At 39.6% G+C, this 16,762-nt stretch carries 13 protein-coding genes and 1 pseudogene; 4 read left to right on the top strand and 10 right to left on the bottom strand.

The window, feature by feature from the left end:
* Nucleotide 1: 1 nt before the first annotated feature.
* The 7 genes from hypB to hyaA form a co-directional block, all read right to left on the bottom strand.
* A complete protein-coding gene (hypB, locus tag ACRWQN_RS11250) occupies nucleotides 2–811 on the bottom strand; it encodes a hydrogenase nickel incorporation protein HypB (protein WP_434937779.1) in 810 nt (269 codons plus the stop codon).
* A 134-nt stretch (nucleotides 812–945) separates the two neighbouring features.
* On the bottom strand, nucleotides 946–3,435 hold the full coding sequence (gene hypF, locus ACRWQN_RS11245) for a carbamoyltransferase HypF (protein ID WP_434937777.1): 2,490 nt from the start codon (nucleotides 3,433–3,435) through the stop codon (nucleotides 946–948).
* Entirely contained in the window at nucleotides 3,435–5,366 is a 1,932-nt protein-coding gene (locus ACRWQN_RS11240) for a NiFe hydrogenase (protein ID WP_434937776.1), read from the bottom strand. The genes hypF and ACRWQN_RS11240 overlap by 1 nt, the downstream gene beginning before the upstream one ends.
* Nucleotides 5,344–5,910, bottom strand: a complete 567-nt coding sequence (locus tag ACRWQN_RS11235; protein ID WP_434937774.1) for a HyaD/HybD family hydrogenase maturation endopeptidase — start codon at nucleotides 5,908–5,910, stop codon at nucleotides 5,344–5,346. The genes ACRWQN_RS11240 and ACRWQN_RS11235 overlap by 23 nt, the downstream gene beginning before the upstream one ends.
* 5 nt (nucleotides 5,911–5,915) lie before the next feature.
* The gene (gene cybH, locus ACRWQN_RS11230; RefSeq protein WP_434937773.1) at nucleotides 5,916–6,581 is read right to left on the bottom strand and encodes a Ni/Fe-hydrogenase, b-type cytochrome subunit; all 666 of its coding nucleotides are present in this window, start codon (nucleotides 6,579–6,581) and stop codon (nucleotides 5,916–5,918) included.
* Nucleotides 6,582–6,613: 32 nt separating this feature from the next.
* Entirely contained in the window at nucleotides 6,614–8,317 is a 1,704-nt protein-coding gene (gene hyaB, locus ACRWQN_RS11225; RefSeq protein WP_434937771.1) for a nickel-dependent hydrogenase large subunit, read from the bottom strand.
* Between the two features lie 2 nt (nucleotides 8,318–8,319).
* Entirely contained in the window at nucleotides 8,320–9,456 is a 1,137-nt protein-coding gene (hyaA, locus tag ACRWQN_RS11220; protein ID WP_434937770.1) for a nickel-dependent hydrogenase small subunit, read from the bottom strand.
* 528 nt (nucleotides 9,457–9,984) lie between these two features.
* Here hyaA and ACRWQN_RS11215 point away from each other — a divergent pair.
* From ACRWQN_RS11215 to ACRWQN_RS11205, 3 genes are read left to right on the top strand one after another with little or no spacing between them, the layout of a single operon-like run.
* Complete coding sequence (locus tag ACRWQN_RS11215) at nucleotides 9,985–10,467, top strand: putative 4-hydroxy-4-methyl-2-oxoglutarate aldolase (RefSeq protein ID WP_434937768.1); 483 nt, start codon at nucleotides 9,985–9,987, stop codon at nucleotides 10,465–10,467.
* A 51-nt stretch (nucleotides 10,468–10,518) separates the two neighbouring features.
* Nucleotides 10,519–12,330 (top strand): AsmA family protein, encoded by a 1,812-nt coding sequence (locus ACRWQN_RS11210; protein WP_434937766.1) that lies wholly within the window; start codon nucleotides 10,519–10,521, stop codon nucleotides 12,328–12,330.
* Entirely contained in the window at nucleotides 12,330–12,863 is a 534-nt protein-coding gene (locus ACRWQN_RS11205; RefSeq protein WP_434931861.1) for a BsuPI-related putative proteinase inhibitor, read from the top strand. Before ACRWQN_RS11210 ends, ACRWQN_RS11205 begins: the two co-directional genes overlap by 1 nt.
* A gap of 72 nt (nucleotides 12,864–12,935) precedes the next feature.
* Here ACRWQN_RS11205 and ACRWQN_RS11200 read toward each other — a convergent pair whose 3' ends face one another.
* Entirely contained in the window at nucleotides 12,936–14,489 is a 1,554-nt protein-coding gene (locus ACRWQN_RS11200) for a LysM peptidoglycan-binding domain-containing protein (RefSeq protein WP_434937765.1), read from the bottom strand.
* A 153-nt stretch (nucleotides 14,490–14,642) separates the two neighbouring features.
* Nucleotides 14,643–15,428 carry a hydroxyacylglutathione hydrolase gene (gloB, locus tag ACRWQN_RS11195; protein ID WP_434940643.1) on the bottom strand — a complete coding sequence of 262 codons (786 nt, stop codon included), beginning with the start codon at nucleotides 15,426–15,428 and terminating at the stop codon, nucleotides 14,643–14,645.
* A 126-nt stretch (nucleotides 15,429–15,554) separates the two neighbouring features.
* Between gloB and ACRWQN_RS11190 the strand changes: the two genes are divergently transcribed.
* Nucleotides 15,555–16,250 carry a class I SAM-dependent methyltransferase gene (locus ACRWQN_RS11190; RefSeq protein WP_434940642.1) on the top strand — a complete coding sequence of 232 codons (696 nt, stop codon included), beginning with the start codon at nucleotides 15,555–15,557 and terminating at the stop codon, nucleotides 16,248–16,250.
* A 10-nt stretch (nucleotides 16,251–16,260) separates the two neighbouring features.
* On the opposite strand, the pseudogene rnhA reads toward ACRWQN_RS11190, so the two are convergent.
* A pseudogene (gene rnhA / locus ACRWQN_RS11185) lies at nucleotides 16,261–16,733 on the bottom strand (ribonuclease HI).
* Nucleotides 16,734–16,762: the final 29 nt, after the last annotated feature.

Genomic DNA, 16,762 nt, shown 5'->3' with positions numbered 1-16,762 from the left:
GCTAGACCTCCTCAATATTAGTTGTGAGCTTAGGTGCTAGGTTCTGGTTTTGGTCTAAACCTTGTTTTGTAACCGAGTGTAGACTTAAATTTTTCATGTGTTCGGCAGCTAACCAGTTAACTAAAGGAGTAAATGAGTTAGGCTCTTTAATCGATAGCTGCATTAATTCAACATGGGGATTAAGCTTATAAAGTTCTGTTTTTGCCTGTTCAATATCAAAATCGAAGTAGGGCAGCAAATCAGTTTTGGTGATCACCATTAAATCAGCTTTTCTGAACATAACTGGATATTTTTCAATTTTATCATCACCTTCAGGCACTGATAGCAACACAATATTTTTGTGGGTACCCACATCATAGCTAGCCGGGCAAACAAGGTTGCCGACGTTTTCAACAAAACAAATATTCAATGATTCAAGATCAACATGATGTAAGGCCCCATGCACCATAAACGCATCTAAATGACAAGCCGATCCGGTTTGAATTTGATACGCCGCAATACCCTGAGCGATTAATCTGTCTGCATCTCGAGAGGTTTCTAAATCACCTTCAATAACGGCATATTGTAATGGGGAGTAATGATGTAAATGCTCCAGCAATGCTGTTTTGCCACTGCCTGGGCTGCTCATGATATTAAATGCAGTCACTTGATGTTGATTGAAGTGATCTCGATTGTGCTGCGCCTCAATATCGTTTTTATCGAGAATTTTGTGGATCACAGACAAGGTTTTCTTATCATTCAATTGAGGATTAGTTTTCAATGAATGATCGTGATGAGTATGGGTAATAGAACAACCGCAATCCTGGCACATATGCTTTCCTAACGAGATGTTGATAGGATAATTCTGCGCCAGAATGGATATGAAAACTTTGATGAATATCAGTTTTGGGAAAATGTTTGACTGTTAACAAAACGTTAATTCAGTTTTGCGACACGGGTCTCATTTTATTCACCCTGTTTTGTCCCACTTTTATTTTGATAACAGTGTAATGCATACCAAAGTTGGCCTAATGCGATACCGCCATCATTTATTGGCACCAGTTTAGGAGACAACACAAGATGATTGTCAGTTTCTGCATCGGTTAAACAATGGCTCAATAAGTGTTTATTTTGAAAAACACCGCCGCTCAATACCATGGGATATTGAGGATACTCTTGCGCAATATGTTTAATTGAATCTGCGATCGCCCTCATAAATTGATTGCAGATTTTGGGGATATATACTTTCGCAGGGTCTTCGGTATAACAAATTATCTCAATGATATCTTTAAACAATTCTTGGCTTTGCCAAATAATAATATCTGCTTGTGGTAAAGCTTTTATAGATAACAAACTCACTTGTTCGGTATCAACATTAGCAGTGCCTATCACTGATGAATATTGCGCTTCAATAACAGTTATAGCCGTTAATGGCATGGTTTTAGCCGCCTGCGCCTCAATTAACATACCGGCTTGACCTTCAAATTCATTTAACTCAATAAGCCCAAGTGCGACAGCAAGTGCATCAAATATTCTGCCCACTGCTCGACAGGGAATACAGTGACTGTTGTTAAGCCATAATCGATGTAGATTATTAAGTTCAATAAGTGACAAGCGTTTAATCGCCGGAATTGGCATTTGGCTAATTTGGGTCACTGTGTATGAATCAAATAACAATGCTAACAATATGCGAACTGGCTGCTTGATGGCTTGTTCACCGCCAATCAACTTAAACTCACTAAAATGGGCGAGTGTCGTAAATGTATTCACATCAGCTAGCATCACCTCGCTGCCCCAAAGGATACCTTTGTAACCTAAGCCTGTGCCATCAAAACTAAAACCAATCACTTTATCCCGATATTGGTTAGCGGCCATTACCGCAAGAATATGAGCATAATGATGTTGGGTCGATAATGGCGTCACACCACAATGTTGGGCAATAAAGCGATTTGCCCATTGGCTGGGAGCATATTCGGGGTGGTTGTCGTTAATAATGCACTTGGGACTAAAGTGATAAAGTCGTTTGAATGTAGTTAAGTTATCTTCAAAATACTGCTCTGCTTCAAGACTGAATAAATCACCAATATGTGGCGATAAAATCATATTACGATTAAACGCCAATGCAATAGTGTTTTTTTGTTGCGCTCCAACGGCGAGTGTAGGCTCAAAATTTGAGGGTTCTAATCCATGGGCAAGGGTGAGTGGAGCATAACCTCTGGCAAGTCGTATCACTTGTAATTGGTCATTAATCACCTGTACCACGCTGTCGTCACATGCATTGTCGATAGGGCGATTATGGTCAACAATGGCATCGACTACATGACCTAATTGGCTAATAATACCTTCCAGACTGCAAATAATAGGTTCGCCACTGCGATTAGCACTAGTTGCCACGATAGGCTTGTTAAATTGTTGGAGTAATAGGTGATGCAAAGGTGTGTAGGGTAAAAATATCCCGATGCGATCTATCCCGGGTGCAACACTTTTTGCTAAAACGGGTCTGGCATCTTTAGACGGTTGTCGGTCTAACAAGTCGGGATTGACTAATGCTTCTAACGAACGAGTCATTTTTGTAAGCAAAGTGATGGGTTTTTCAGCGCTGTCTACAACTTGCCATTCAACGTCAGTACCTACCGCCAAATGTTTAGCTTGCTCAAGATTAGCAGCCATAACCGCTAAGGGTTTAGCGGGGCGATGTTTACGTTTTCTAAGGGTGATTACCGCGGCGTCATTGGTAGCATCGCAAATTAAATGAAATCCCCCCAATCCTTTTAACGCCACTATTTTACCTTGATTGAGTAAGGCAACCGTTTGGGTAATCACCTCGGTTGATTGGCAATTCACTTGGACATTATCGACATATAAACTTAGCTGTGGTCCACAATGATTACAGCTAACGGGTTGTGCATGGTAACGTCTATCAAAAGGGTCATGGTAGGCTTTAGCGCATTGTTCACACATATCAAAGTCAGCCATGGACGTGAAATGACGGTCATAGGGTAGATGTTTAATAATCGTATAGCGCGGCCCGCAATTGGTGCAGTTGGTAAACGGATAAAGATAGTGGCGATTGTGTTTATCTTGCATCTCAGTTAAGCAATCCGCGCAAGTGCTTTTATCTGCAGACACCGCCACTATGGCCTGGGAATCGCTAGTCTCACTTTGTAAAATGTTAAAATGATCAAATGTTGTGCTGATAGGTTCCTCAACAAAGACTAGCTCATCTATTCTTGCCAGTGGCGGTGGCGAGGATTGCAACCTAGCAATAAACAAGTCTATTTTAGCCGACTCACCTTGTAGGACAATCTCAACCCCTTGGTTGTCATTGAGTACCGTTCCCGCAAGTTTTAGCTCATCTGCAAGGCGATACACGAATGGCCTAAAACCCACACCTTGGACAATGCCTTTGGCCATTAAGCGTTTTTGGCACATCAAAGTAGTGGTTTTTGGGGCCATTAGACAGCACTACCACGTCGGCGTATGGGCAGTAATAAGCCACCGACAGCAATATTGGCACCGTCTAAATCCATCTGTGAATCAACCACTAATGTAAAATTATTAGCGAGCCTTAACTGTATTTGACGCACTAAAGGGGGATAGCTAAATTCGCTGCCCGCTAACACTAATTGATTGATACCTATATTTTGATCCAAATGCGCTAACCAATTACTCAAATAATCAGCGAAAGAATCAAAAAATCCATAAGCAAGTTTTGCTTTATCTTGTTCACCGGCAATTCTAAAACTCATCAAAGTACCGAGTGTTTTACACCAATTAAGACTTCTTACGGCTTCTCCTTTCACTAATTGGAAATCAATTCTCGGGGCGTTACTGCCTTGATAGCATTGGGCAAGGCTGATGATGCCATCGAGTAATTGTTGTGTAACTGAGTGCGGCGAGTTTTCATTGATAGGACATCCGATAATAATTGCCGCCATAGGCAATAAACCACTTAAGTTAGCGTTTTGCTGCGGTAGCTTAAGGTCAAGTAAACGCAAATAACTTTGAGGAAATTGTTGTTTAAATTTATTGAGTAAAGGGGCTTGTTTACTGGATAGAATTTGATGACATATTTCATAACCGTTTTCAGGTATCGCGGCAAATTCGAAAAAACATTCAGCTTTACTTTGGCCATCTAAAGTGAAAATTTGACTTTTATGCTGCTGGCTAAAATACAATACCGCGGCATTTTTAGGTTTATCAGGCCTATTTGCCAGCCCAGCGAGTAGAGATCGATAGCCTAAATGTTGATCATTTTCTGATAAATTTGTTGTTATCTGTTCAGCATTGGCGGCTAAGTCTTCTTCGCTATAAATACTGTGGCTTAAAAAGATTGTTTTAAGGTGATCTTGGCTATTTGACTGGTCTGTTGCGGTGAATTGTTTATTACCGTCATTAAAAACAGCATGATCATGCAAGCAAGGCTGTAAAATATCAATACTGATAGCCTCTGTTGTCTGTTGTATTTCAATCCATTGATGATTAACTCGCGCTAATCGTAATGGCTTGTTTACTTCTGCATGTTTAGCTTGTAAGCGTTTTTTATCGACAGTCGGGGAGATATAAACCCAATTAATGCCTTTTTGTCTTAATCGTTCACAAATGACCTGCAGTAGTCGGTTATAAGCAAATTGAACATCATATCGAATCGCATGACTGCAGTTTTCTGACTCGGTTTGTTTATCACAACTGACCAGTGTCAAGATAGGTTTTTCAATACTGGATAAAGCCAATACCTGATAGTCATTTACTAAAAACTGAGCATTTAAGGTATTTGGGTTACACATCAAAATATGCGGTCTTAAGGTAAGGTGCTCTGACAGCGACTCACTAGTTGAATTTTTTAACGGTTCATCTATTGAGATAATTAATTTCTCGCTTAAGAGCGGTAATTCACCTTGAATTAGCAGTGTATCGACCATAGCGCGGATATCATTTGCTGTTAGGCCTTGTTGAACTGCTGTGAGTTTAGTTTCACCATGGCAGTGAGCACATAACAGGTTAAGCTCTCCAAACTGTTGGCTTTGATTATCGCCAAAAATAGGTTGGCAATGTTGGCAAAAAAACAGTGGCGCTGATGATAGTGGGGCTGTTGATAATGATTTAAGTGCATCCTCGGGGGGGAATTGTTTGTTGTGTATTCGTTTAATCTCAGTATCAACTAACCATACCGATAGGAGAAAATTTGCTGCAATTTCATCGGCAAGGCTTTCTAATTCTGTTTGTAGTGCACAAGCTTCAATTATGTAATGTGTTAGCTGTTTATCATCCTTTACGATACCGAAGCTAATGTCGAATTCAGTGCGTAACGTAAAATATTGGCAAAGATATGCGTAAAGCGGCACAGGTTTAAGGCAAATAAACTCAAACTGAATGAGGTGCTTCATAGCTGACTCCACGTTTATATGCATCGGGGATGACATATTCAATTTTAATCGATTGTTGCTGAACAGCGGTAATTCCAAACTCATCTAAAAAACCAAGCAGGGTTTTTTCCATCACAGGAATAGCGGCAATCAAAGAAGGTGTTAACCCTAATGTCATCGGTTCTATTACCGTTGGAATAACGCCTAATACTTGAGTTGCAGGGCGATCGCCGACCATATCCATCATGGTTAATGTTTGTAACATTTCTACTTCATGTGCGCTGCCTTGCCAGTCAATTTCAGCAGGGGCATGATCGAAATCAAAAAAGAATACATCGCCTGCTTTGGCTTCTGAACTATTGACAGTGTCGACCACAATGAGTTGATCATACTGACAAATCAATGGGATTAAACTTTGTGCTAGGGTGCCGCCATCAATTAAATCTATTTGATGGGAAAGGTGATTAAATTGATATTTGTCTTTGATGTAATTGACAAAATGTACGCCGATACCTTCATCGGCGTACAACACATTGCCAATACCCAATATGAGTATTTTTTTCACGGTTTTTAATGATCCTTGTGATAATCATAGCCCGATACAATGGAGTCTACAGAGTTATGTCTAAAGCGTATGCCTGACCACACCGCCATATAAACATGGATAACAACGAATATAATAAATGCCCACATTAAATAATGGTGTATGACTCGAACGTACGCTAATCCTCCCATTTGCGCTGTGATCCAAGCCGACATTTCCCAAAGTGCGCCCCCCAAACCTTGGTGATAGACATTGGCGTACAGGACTAAGCCCGTAATACAGATAAGCAAAGCAACAAAAGATATGGCGACGTAAGTCATAAACTGTAGTGGACCATAAACTCCTGCTTTATTCAGTTTGCCCATCCATAAGTACGATTTTAATTGGCTCATCCAACTCGATACACTTAACACGTCTTTAAATGAGCGTCTTTCAATATTATGCCGACTGAAAAAGAACAAATAAAAGCGTGCTAGGGTAATTGCCGTTAATGCAAAACCAAAAATGATATGTGCAAAACGGATCCAACCTTGAACCAATACATCAGATGTGCCAGGCGCGACTAAAAATGGCCATGCCAAATAAAACCCGCTGATCACCAATATCAGTATCGATAATGCCCTTAGCCAATGAAATATTCGAATGGCTGGAGTAAAAATGTAGTGCCTTGTATGGGTTGCTTGATGTTGCATAAGTCATCCCTCCATATTGAATTCACACAAGATTAAAACCCATTAGGATCAATTTTAAATTGGCCTAAGGTTTGTTTTTTGTAATCCATCACATGCACTGAACACGCCATACAGGGGTCAAATGAGTGAATAATACGAATAACTTCTAATGGCTTAGTAGGATCTTCAAGTGTTAAGCCGATTAATGAGGCCTCATAAGGTCCCATTTTTCCGTTAGCATCAACTGGTCCCGCATTCCAGGTGGTTGGCACTACCGCTTGATAGTTTTCTACCTTGCCATTCTTAATTCTTATCCAATGACTGAGCATTCCCCTAGGAGCCTCATTCATGGCATGACCCACGTATTCTTTATCAACGTCAATTTGTGGCGTTATGTAGGTAGCTTCATCACTTTTAAGATTAGTCACTAACGCGTCAAAGGTTTTTAAACTGGCTTGACCTACTAATACTGTTTGCAGCATTCGAGCTGCGGTGCGACCTAAGGTGGTAAACAGCGCATCAATTGGCAAACCTGTTGCAGTTAATAAACCATTAACGGCATCAACAACAATTTGGTTACCTTTGGCATAGTTCACTAATAAGCAAGCGAGTGGGCCTACTTCAATTGGTTCATCTTGGTAGCGTGGTGATTTAACCCAGGAATATTTACCGTCACCATCTAAAGTTGGTAACTTGCCATACACTGTGTCTCTTTCGACAAAACCTGTGTAATCTGACACCGTTGTACCGTCATAGGGATGCTGCGCGCCATCAGCTTTATACCAAGCGTGAGTCACGTCTTCTTTGATTAAATCGGGGTTAATATCAGTCACATTTGCCAAGTCGCCATGTATTATTACGCCTTGCTCAAATAAAAACTGACCATCTCCCATTAAAAAGTCATTAGTACACAGAAAGCTTTTCACATTTACGCCACCTAACACACTAGGTTCAGCACCAAATGCATCAGCTGCCATCACTATGTCTGCTTGATAAGCGCGTTCAATAAAATCTTGCACAATGGCATGCTTCTGTTTCCACTCTTGCAAACGAGCCGGGCTCAACATATCGCGTACAGAGGTTACCCCGCCAACCACTAATGATTGTGGGTGAGGGGATTTTCCACCAAAAATAGCCAACATTTCGGCAGCAACTCGTTGTACTTCTAGTGCTTTTAAATAGTGTGATAAGGCAATTAAGTTTTGTTCAGGGCTAAAACGGTAAGTGCTATTACCCCAATAGGCATTGGCGAACGGGCCTAACTTACCAGTATCAACCAAGCCTTTTACTCTTTCTTGTACAGCCTTTAATTCTCCTTCGCCTGTCGCGATGGGTTTGTCTGTATATTTTAGTGAGTCCTGCGCCGCTTTAGCGGGGTCAGCACCTAATGCCGATACTACATCAACCCAGTCTAAGCCATGTAAGTGATAAAAATGGACGATATGATCGTGCATATATAATGAAGATTGCATCAGACTTCTAAGGTATTTAGCATTGACAGGAATAGTCATTCCTAAAGCATTCTCTACCGCTTCGGTACCACAGCGATAATGTGAATATGTACACACACCACAAATACGCTGCACGATTAAGCCGACGTCCATCGGCGTGCGGCCTTTTAAGATAACTTCTATACCACGCCATAAAGTTGATGATGACCAAGCCTTTGTGATGACATTGTTTTCATCGACTTCAACTTCTACTCGCAAGTGACCTTCAATGCGGGTGATAGGGTCGATAACTACGCGTTTGTTCATGATTAATCCTCCAATGGCTTAGCAAATACACTTGCAACAGCATGGGCACCGATCCCGACAACCGTTGCACCTAGTATGACTGCGCCTATGGTGTCTGCCGTAGCATCAATACCGTGTAAAAGTTGACGCCCTAATGGTTTTTCGAAATCTGCCATATCATCCCAGAAGTTGGGCTCAGAACAGCCCATACAACCATGACCTGCGAGTACCGGCCAACTAGTATGGTGATTAAATCTTTCTGTTGGACAGTTGTTGTAAGTGTATGGACCTTTACAGCCTACTTTATATAAGCAATAGCCATCTTTAGCTGCTTGATCGCCAAATGTTTCAACAAACTCACCGGCATCAAAGCGCCCACGCCGTTCACAGTTGTCATGTACGCGAGCACCATAAGCCCACTTTGGTCGATTAAACATATCTAAAGCAGGGAGTTTGCCAAACATGATGAAGTACATTAATGTGCCGACGATATTTTTTTCACTTGGCGGACAGCCCCCAAGATTAATAACTTTTTTATCAACAACTTCATGTACGCCTTTTGCCCCAGTTGGGTTCGGGTATGCGGCTTGCACGCCACCAAATGCTGCACATGTACCCACAGAGATAATAGCAGCAGCACCTTCAGCTGCTTCTTTTACTATGTGTAATCCGGTGTGGCCTTTACAGCCTACAGTCAAATAGGCGCCATTATTGGCGGTAGGAATGGCGCCTTCAACGGCTAAAAGGTAGCGTCCTTTGTATTCTTTAAGTGCATTTTCAAGATTCTCTTGCGCTTGCCAGCCTGACGCTGCCATCAAGGTTTCATGGTATTCCAATGAAATATGGTCAAAAATCAAGGTATCTAAATTAGGGGTGTCGGTGCGAATAAGTGATTCAGAGCAACCAGTACATTCCGCCATGTGTAGCCAAATTAACGGTACTCTGTCTGCTAATTCAGCTGCTTCTGCAACTAAGGTACTGAAAGGAAGTGGCAATGCCAGCATGGCCGCCATAGCCGCACTCCACTTTATAAAGTCTCGGCGAGAGATGCCATTATCGGCCATCTTCTGTTCTAAACTAACAGGCTGTCTAGGTGCTAGTGCACGTAAATAATCAAGACGCTGTTTGCCTTGTTCATATAGAGCTGCATGAGTATCCATAAAGTAACCTTCTTATTGTCAGGGTTTTCATATCCTCACGATAACTATATGGCTCTCTGTACCAGAGCAACTTGATTTAAATCAAAGTAAAAATGGGAATTGTAAATACATTACAATAAAAATGTTATTATTTAGATCTAGATCAGTTGATTGGTTTTAACTGCGACATTTTGACCCATTAATAAACATCGTCAGCATATGAGATTGTTAAAGTGGCAATTAAAATCCTGGTATTGATATGAATAAGGATTAACATTTTTAAATTCGATGACTTATCTTGATATGGGGACATTATATAAGGGTGTATGAATGACTCAAAAAGTTGTCAGAATGAATGATTACTTGTATCTCAGGATTTTCAGCAGCATAGAACATCAAAGTTATTAATATTTATATCATTATTTACCACTGGTAATCCTATTGTCTGCATATTAATTTTTCACTGTGTAAAGCTTAACCACTTGTTCATCAATAGTTTTTTAAGTAGGCTTATTGCGTATTTATTCATTTATGTCGCACGGAGGCATTATGCTCGATTTACTTCCTGATCTGTTTGACCAATACCCTCAAGAGTTACAACTGATTAATTTACCTTGGCTATCCTATGGACAAAAAAGCATCTTTTCAGGCAAAATCGTAACAGTAAAGTGCTTTGAAGATAATTCAAAGGTGAAAACAACTCTAGCTAAACCAGGCCATGGGAAGGTGCTGGTTGTTGATGGAGGCGGTTCAACTAGACGGGCTTTATTGGGTGATATGATTGCACAAGACGCTGTTGATAATGGTTGGCAGGGTATCGTTATTTATGGTTGTATAAGGGATGTCGCCACAATTAACACTATGAATATTGGTGTGAAAGCAATTGGCGTTAACCCCATTAAAACAGAGAAGCGTGACTTGGGGGAGATAGGCGTGACCCTTGAAATTAATTCAATCGAAATTGTTGATGGTATGATGCTTTATGCTGATTTAAATGGCGTCGCCATTAGTCAATCAGTTTTAAGTTTATAGTGTATACACGATCAGATTAGTAATTTACTCATAACAGACTAAGGAAGAATGATGAAATTAATTAAATGGTTGGTGGTGTTCATACTCACTGTTGGCATTTGTACAGTACTGTATTTAACATTGTTTTTTAATATTAATGATTTTAAACCACAAATTGTTGATGCGGTAAAAAAACAGACAGGCCGTACGTTAACGATAAACCAGGACTTAAGTTGGAGCTTTTTCCCCTCTATTGGCATCAATATTGGCGCGATATCGTTTAGTAATCCGGACTCATTTCAACCTCAGCACATGCTAGAAATTAATCAAGCTGTTGCCAATGTTGCTTTAATACCGCTACTGAGTCAGGAAATCGAAATTGAACAGTTAACTCTAGATGGTTTGACCGTTAATTTAGTTACCGATAAAAAAGGAAAAACCAGTTTCTATGGCTTAGGTGAAGACAAGCAAACGACTCAAATACCAGCAGAAGCATCCAACGGTCAAGCGATGGCCTTATCAAGTCTTAATATTGGTGGGATCTCTATAACCAATATGCAAGTTAATATCATTAATCAACAAACCAAAACTGAGCAGCATTTTACATTAAGCTCATTTACGTTAGGTCAATTTTCACTTGGGCAATTTGCTGATATGGAATATGAGTTTGACGCTGAATTGGCTGAAATGAAATTAAGCTCAGCAGGTAAAGGGCAAATTAAAGTTTCAGATAATTTGGATAGTATTCATATCAATCAGTTTTCGATTACAAATAATTTTAAAGGTGAATCGTTACCGAACAAATCGTTACAAGCAGATTTGCTTACCGATGTTGTTATCGCGCTTAATAGTAAAGACGTGACACTCACTATTAGCCAGTTAACCCTTGATAACATTGAGGCTAATGCCAAACTCGCACTTAATTATGGCAACACTATTCCTGTTATCAAGCTCGATATTGAATTCGGTGACATTGATTTAGACAGCCTACTGCCAAAATCTGCAACAGATGCGAGCGAAGAAAAAGTCGCAACAGTCAGTACGGAAAGTGACAAAGAGCCGGACTTATCTGCACTTAAACAACTTGATTTAACCCTGAATTTAAAAGCCAAGACGATCAAGGTAAATAATTTACTGACTCAAAACTGGCAAATGAATACTGTTATCAAGCAGGGCGTTATTGATTTTAAAAAATTATCAGCAGAACTGTATCAGGGTAATATCACAGTCTCTGCCAAAGTTGATGCTCGTAAAAGTGTGCCAACATATCAATTTGATAAGCAAGTTACTGGGGTGCAAATACGGCCCCTATTAATTGATTTGGCTGAAGTGGATTTGATATCAGGTATAGCAAATTTTTCTGCTAAGGGTGAAGGGGCAAGTCTTATCCCCAGTAAGCTTAAACAACAACTGTTAGCCAATGGTCAATTTGAGGTTGCTGATGGGTCCTTATACGGTGTTAATATTCCGCAAATGATCCGCAGTGCTCAGAAAAAGATAGCTGGAGACTTATCTGCCCAAGATGCACAGGAGCTTAAAACTGATTTTACCAGTTTAACCGGAAGCTTTAATTTACTTGAAGGCGTATTAAACAATCCTGATTTATCAATGTCCTCACCTTTAATAAGATTAGAGGGTAAAGGTACGGCTAATATTATTAGCCAAAATATTGATTATAAACTGATCACCAAAGTAGTAGGGTCACTTGCTGGTCAAGGCAGTCAGCAAGATACCTTGAAAGGCATCGATATCCCGTTAAGTATAAATGGTAGTTTTCAAGACCCTAAGTTTGCTTTAGACACAGATGCCTTATTAAAAGGCAGATTAAATCAGGAAAAGGATAAATTGAAAGACAGTCTACTTAAAAAATTAGGAGGATTCTAATGCGTAAGGTATTAGGCGCAATAAGCTTATTAGCCTTAATAGGGTGTACTGGCGGCGTTAATTCAGATGTACAGGCTAACCATGCTAAACAAATTAACAAGAAAGTCATCTTAACCGCGGGGAATGAAATGCAAACGATGAATGAATCATTGCTGCATGCCAAGTTAGAGATAAGTCCATATTATCAAGATGCCAAGTCAATGGCGGTTGAGCTAATTGTAACTAACAGAGGCAGTATGGGAGTTGATTTACAGTTCAACTCTGGGATGCAGGCTGATTTATGGCTACTTGACCCAAAAAATCAGAAAGTTTGGGCATGGTCAGATGACATGATGTTTACCCAGGCAATAAAGCACATCCGTATTGGTGCTGGTAAATCATTGAAATCAAAATTTAATATACCTAGCGATATTTTGGAACAAGTCAACAAAGGTGGTTTTACATTGCGGCCTAAGTTTAAAGGTCTAGTATCAGAAAGTAGCTCACCAGTCGTAAATGTTATTTCTGTGGAGTTATTGTTAGATCGTAAATGATATAGCGTATAAATAAAAAACGGGTTAACTAAGTTAACCCGTTTTTTAGAACTCAATAATTTAAAACAGATATTAGCTATTAGCTATTAGCAGTTTTAACATTTGACCCGGCTGTAAATATTTGTTTTTCTGCAAGCTATTCCATTCAATTAAATCAGCAACGGTAACTTTATAGGTTGCTGCAATACGGGCAAGTGAATCGCCGGATTTAACTCTATAATTGACCACTTTCTCAGATAAACCGTTTGTTTGCGCTATTTCATTAGGATAAAAAATTAAGTTTTGACCTATTTTAAGGGATTGATCTTTAGTAAGTTTATTCCACTTGGTTATCTGGGCCACTGTAATACTATTCTTTTTTGCTATATTCCAAAGGTTATCACCTGATTTTACCAAATATGATTGACCTTTAGTACTTGATTTGACTACAGGTTTGCGTGCAAGCTGTTGATCAGCATGTAAACTTTCTATATCTGCATCTTTAGTTGCTATCGGTATAATCAAAAATCTTCCCGCGGTAATATTATTACCTTTAATACCATTACTGCTACGTATCAGGGTGGGGGATGTCTCAAATTGATCGGCAATTTCGCTGATACTGTCACCGGGTTTAATCTTATAGCGTACCCAGTTAATACGTGAATTTGGGTCCAAAGACGCAAGTGAGCGCTTAAAGCTTTGGGCATTATCAATTGGGATCGTTAGGTAATGTGGCCCTTCTGGTGCTGTGGCCCATCGTGTTAACCCAGGATTGAGAAGCTTAAGATCTTCGACTGAAATATTAGCCATTTCGGCCGCTAAGTTTAAGTCTAGTTGGCTTTCAATATTCACCATTTCAATACGCGGCTTATTTTCAATTGCCGCCAAGTGAATACCTAACTCAGATGAGTTTTTTACTATATCAGCGAGTGCTAATAATTGTGGGACATAATGTGCAGTCTCTTTTGGTAGTTTTAACATCCAAAAGTTTGTTTCAGTCCCTTGATTTTTATTTCGCTTTATCGCGTTTAGCACTCGTCCTTCGCCTGAATTATAGGCAGCAAGTGCATAAATCCAATTGTTATCCATTTTGGCATAAAGGTATTCTAATAAGTCTAAAGCTGCGATTGTCGATGCCCGGATATCACGCCGACCGTCATACCACCAATTGGTTTTTACTTTAAAAGCTGCTGCGGTAGGTAATGTTAATTGCCATAGTCCTGATGCATCACTGCTTGATGTTGCAGAAGGGTCGAATGCGCTTTCAATAATGGGTAACAGGGCGAGTTCTGTGGGTAAATTTCGCTTTTCAATTTCTTCTAGAATGAAGAACAGAAAAGGTTCTGCCCGTTGTGTCACCACTTCTAAATGCTGTGGATTTTCGATAAATTTTTGACGGTAATACTCAACTAACTCTTTATCAGCAATGCGCAGTTGCATGCCATCTCGAATACGCTGCCAAACATCATTGGCTTGGGCTAAATCATCTTCAATGTCTTCTATTGAAGTAGGTTGCTGGCTTGTTTTGGTAGGAACTTTTACTAAAGCGGTTTTGATAACAGGATCGGTATCTATATCATGCTTTACTGATTGACAGCCTATAACTAATATAATACTAGCTGCAAGCAATGTTAACTTTGTTTTCATTAAATAAATATCCTGAAATAAAGGCACAACACCTTGATTTGATACAATTATATTCTAGTTTTTTGAGATAGTTTTTCTCAGTCAAGAAAAGCCGAATTAAACATTGTAAAAGAAAATATATTTAATGTCTTATTAAACTCTGTTTATATAGGATTAAAAGTTATCTTTCCATAGCCTTAGGTTTTTAAATACTTGAATTTCATCATTAAGTTTTTCATTTAAATGTGATTCAACAGCTGTTTTAACGGCAAGGTCATCGCATTGAAGAAAAGGATTAACTCGCTTTTCTAAACCAATACTGCTTGGAATTGTGGGTTTATTATCATTTCTCAATGCGTTAACTTCACAGACGTAATCTTGTAAAACCTGATTATCAGGCATGACAACAGTAGCAAAAGTCAGATTTGATAAGGTATATTCGTGGGCACAAAACACTTTTGTCGCATCTGGTAATTGAGACAAGATAGACAGCGAAAGTGACATCTGCTGTGCAGTTCCCTCAAACAATCGGCCGCATCCGCCGCTAAATAATGTGTCACCACAAAATAAATTATCATCCATAATATAGGCGATATGTCCTCGAGTGTGTCCGGGAACACTAATGACCTTTATATCTGTATTCCAATCTTTAATGTGTAGTATATCAGTTTGATGTTCTGTCAATTCTATCGGCTGAGTCAATCCTGTAATTGACTCATTATAGGGGCCGAAAACGGTTAATTTATCTTGATAATAGCTTTGTAATAATCTGATACCACCAGTATGATCATGGTGGTGATGAGTAATGAGTATGCCGGCCAACTGAATGTTGTTTGCTGTAAGATAATCAATCACAGTTTGGCCACAACCAGGATCAACAACATATGCATGGTTTGAGTTATATTGAATTAACCAAATATAATTATCATTAAAGGCGGCAATACGGTGGATTTGATACATTATCATTCTCGAGTTTCATCATTCGTTTTGATAGAGTAAACATATCAGCGACTTTGTTCAATAATATGCGCTTTTTAGGAGTTCAATTTGCTAGATGGATCAGATGTTAATGACGCAACAACACCCATGATTTGGCAGGATTTTGCATGCGGTGATTACATTGAATCTGAAATCAATTTAGCCCTTAAAGCCTGGTGGCCAAGGCTATTTGGCTATCATTTATTGAAGTTAGGTCCTTTAAGCTCTGCTATTAACAGCCTGCATTGCCAAATAAACTATCATTTTAGTGTTTACCAAGACCCAAAAGCTTCGATTAATGCCAGCCCAAAACACTTACCCATACAACAAAATTGTATTGATGCGGTACTCATGACGGCCTTACTTGAATATGAGTCCGACCCATATCAAATTCTCAGGGAAGTGGACAGGGTAATTGTCTCGGGAGGATATGTTATCATCGCAGGCTTTAATCCTATTAGTCCTGCTTTTTTTGGTAAATTAATGCCAAAGTATCAATCTCAATTGCCCTGGAGTGGTCATTTCTATATGCCATCAAGAGTGAAAGATTGGTTAGGCTTATTGGGTTATCAAGTATTAACCGATGATCGTTTGGTGTATCACCATTTGTTGACCCTATACCCTAGTAAATTCGGCTGGCATAACCGACTTCAAAACTGGTTGCCTAGTACTGGAGGTATGTATTTGATTGTGGCGCGAAAACTTGACTCACCCTATACACCTATACGCGATAAACAAAAGATTAAAGCCCCTAATTGGTCCACCGCGCCTTCTGCTGGGCGCTCTGGATTAAGAGTTAAATAGCGGGTTGATGTTAACTGGCTTGATAATGAATATCTTTTTGTAGATTTTTACCCATAGCAGCATTTCGGGCTAAGTCATCACATCGCTCGTTTTCAATTTGGCCAGAATGTCCTTTCACCCAACGCCAGTCAATTTTGTGTTTTTCACTGGCAGCGTCAAGACGCTTCCATAAATCGACATTTTTAACTGGTTCGTTAGCTGAGGTTTTCCAATTTTTTTCTTCCAGCCATGGATCCACTGAGTGATCCCTTTACGCATATATTGACTATCACTTATCAAAATAATGTTACAAGCATCAAAAAGTGACTCTAAGGCTACAATTGGCGCTAATAATTCCATCCTATTATTGGTGGTAAGTTCAAATCCGGCAGACAATTCTTTTTGCTTTTGCTTATAGATCATCACGACACCATAACCGCCAGGACCTGGATTGCCAAGGCAAGAGCCATCGGTATAAATATGAAGTTGTTTTAGTTCAGTCATTGAATTGATACACTTGCTTTTAAGTAACA

The sequence above is a fragment of the Shewanella sp. HL-SH8 genome, from assembly GCF_051165765.1.
GTDB classification, from domain to species: Bacteria; Pseudomonadota; Gammaproteobacteria; order Enterobacterales; family Shewanellaceae; genus Shewanella; species Shewanella glacialimarina.
The sequence above is the reverse complement of the archived record's forward strand: the minus strand, read 5'-3'. Positions and strand labels throughout refer to the sequence as shown.

What these genes read in the sequence shown, in the direction of transcription:
- hyaB (WP_434937771.1), bottom strand. Translation starts at nt 8,317, where the DNA reads ATGAACAAACGCGTAGTTATCGACCCTATCACCCGCATTGAAGGTCAC.
- gloB (WP_434940643.1), bottom strand. Translation starts at nt 15,428, where the DNA reads ATGTATCAAATCCACCGTATTGCCGCCTTTAATGATAATTATATTTGG.
- cybH (WP_434937773.1), bottom strand. Translation starts at nt 6,581, where the DNA reads ATGCAACATCAAGCAACCCATACAAGGCACTACATTTTTACTCCAGCC.
- hyaA (WP_434937770.1), bottom strand. Translation starts at nt 9,456, where the DNA reads ATGGATACTCATGCAGCTCTATATGAACAAGGCAAACAGCGTCTTGAT.
- ACRWQN_RS11190 (WP_434940642.1), top strand. Translation starts at nt 15,555, where the DNA reads ATGATTTGGCAGGATTTTGCATGCGGTGATTACATTGAATCTGAAATC.
- ACRWQN_RS11215 (WP_434937768.1), top strand. Translation starts at nt 9,985, where the DNA reads ATGCTCGATTTACTTCCTGATCTGTTTGACCAATACCCTCAAGAGTTA.
- ACRWQN_RS11240 (WP_434937776.1), bottom strand. Translation starts at nt 5,366, where the DNA reads ATGAAGCACCTCATTCAGTTTGAGTTTATTTGCCTTAAACCTGTGCCG.
- ACRWQN_RS11210 (WP_434937766.1), top strand. Translation starts at nt 10,519, where the DNA reads ATGAAATTAATTAAATGGTTGGTGGTGTTCATACTCACTGTTGGCATT.
- ACRWQN_RS11200 (WP_434937765.1), bottom strand. Translation starts at nt 14,489, where the DNA reads ATGAAAACAAAGTTAACATTGCTTGCAGCTAGTATTATATTAGTTATA.
- ACRWQN_RS11205 (WP_434931861.1), top strand. Translation starts at nt 12,330, where the DNA reads ATGCGTAAGGTATTAGGCGCAATAAGCTTATTAGCCTTAATAGGGTGT.
- hypB (WP_434937779.1), bottom strand. Translation starts at nt 811, where the DNA reads ATGTGCCAGGATTGCGGTTGTTCTATTACCCATACTCATCACGATCAT.
- hypF (WP_434937777.1), bottom strand. Translation starts at nt 3,435, where the DNA reads ATGGCCCCAAAAACCACTACTTTGATGTGCCAAAAACGCTTAATGGCC.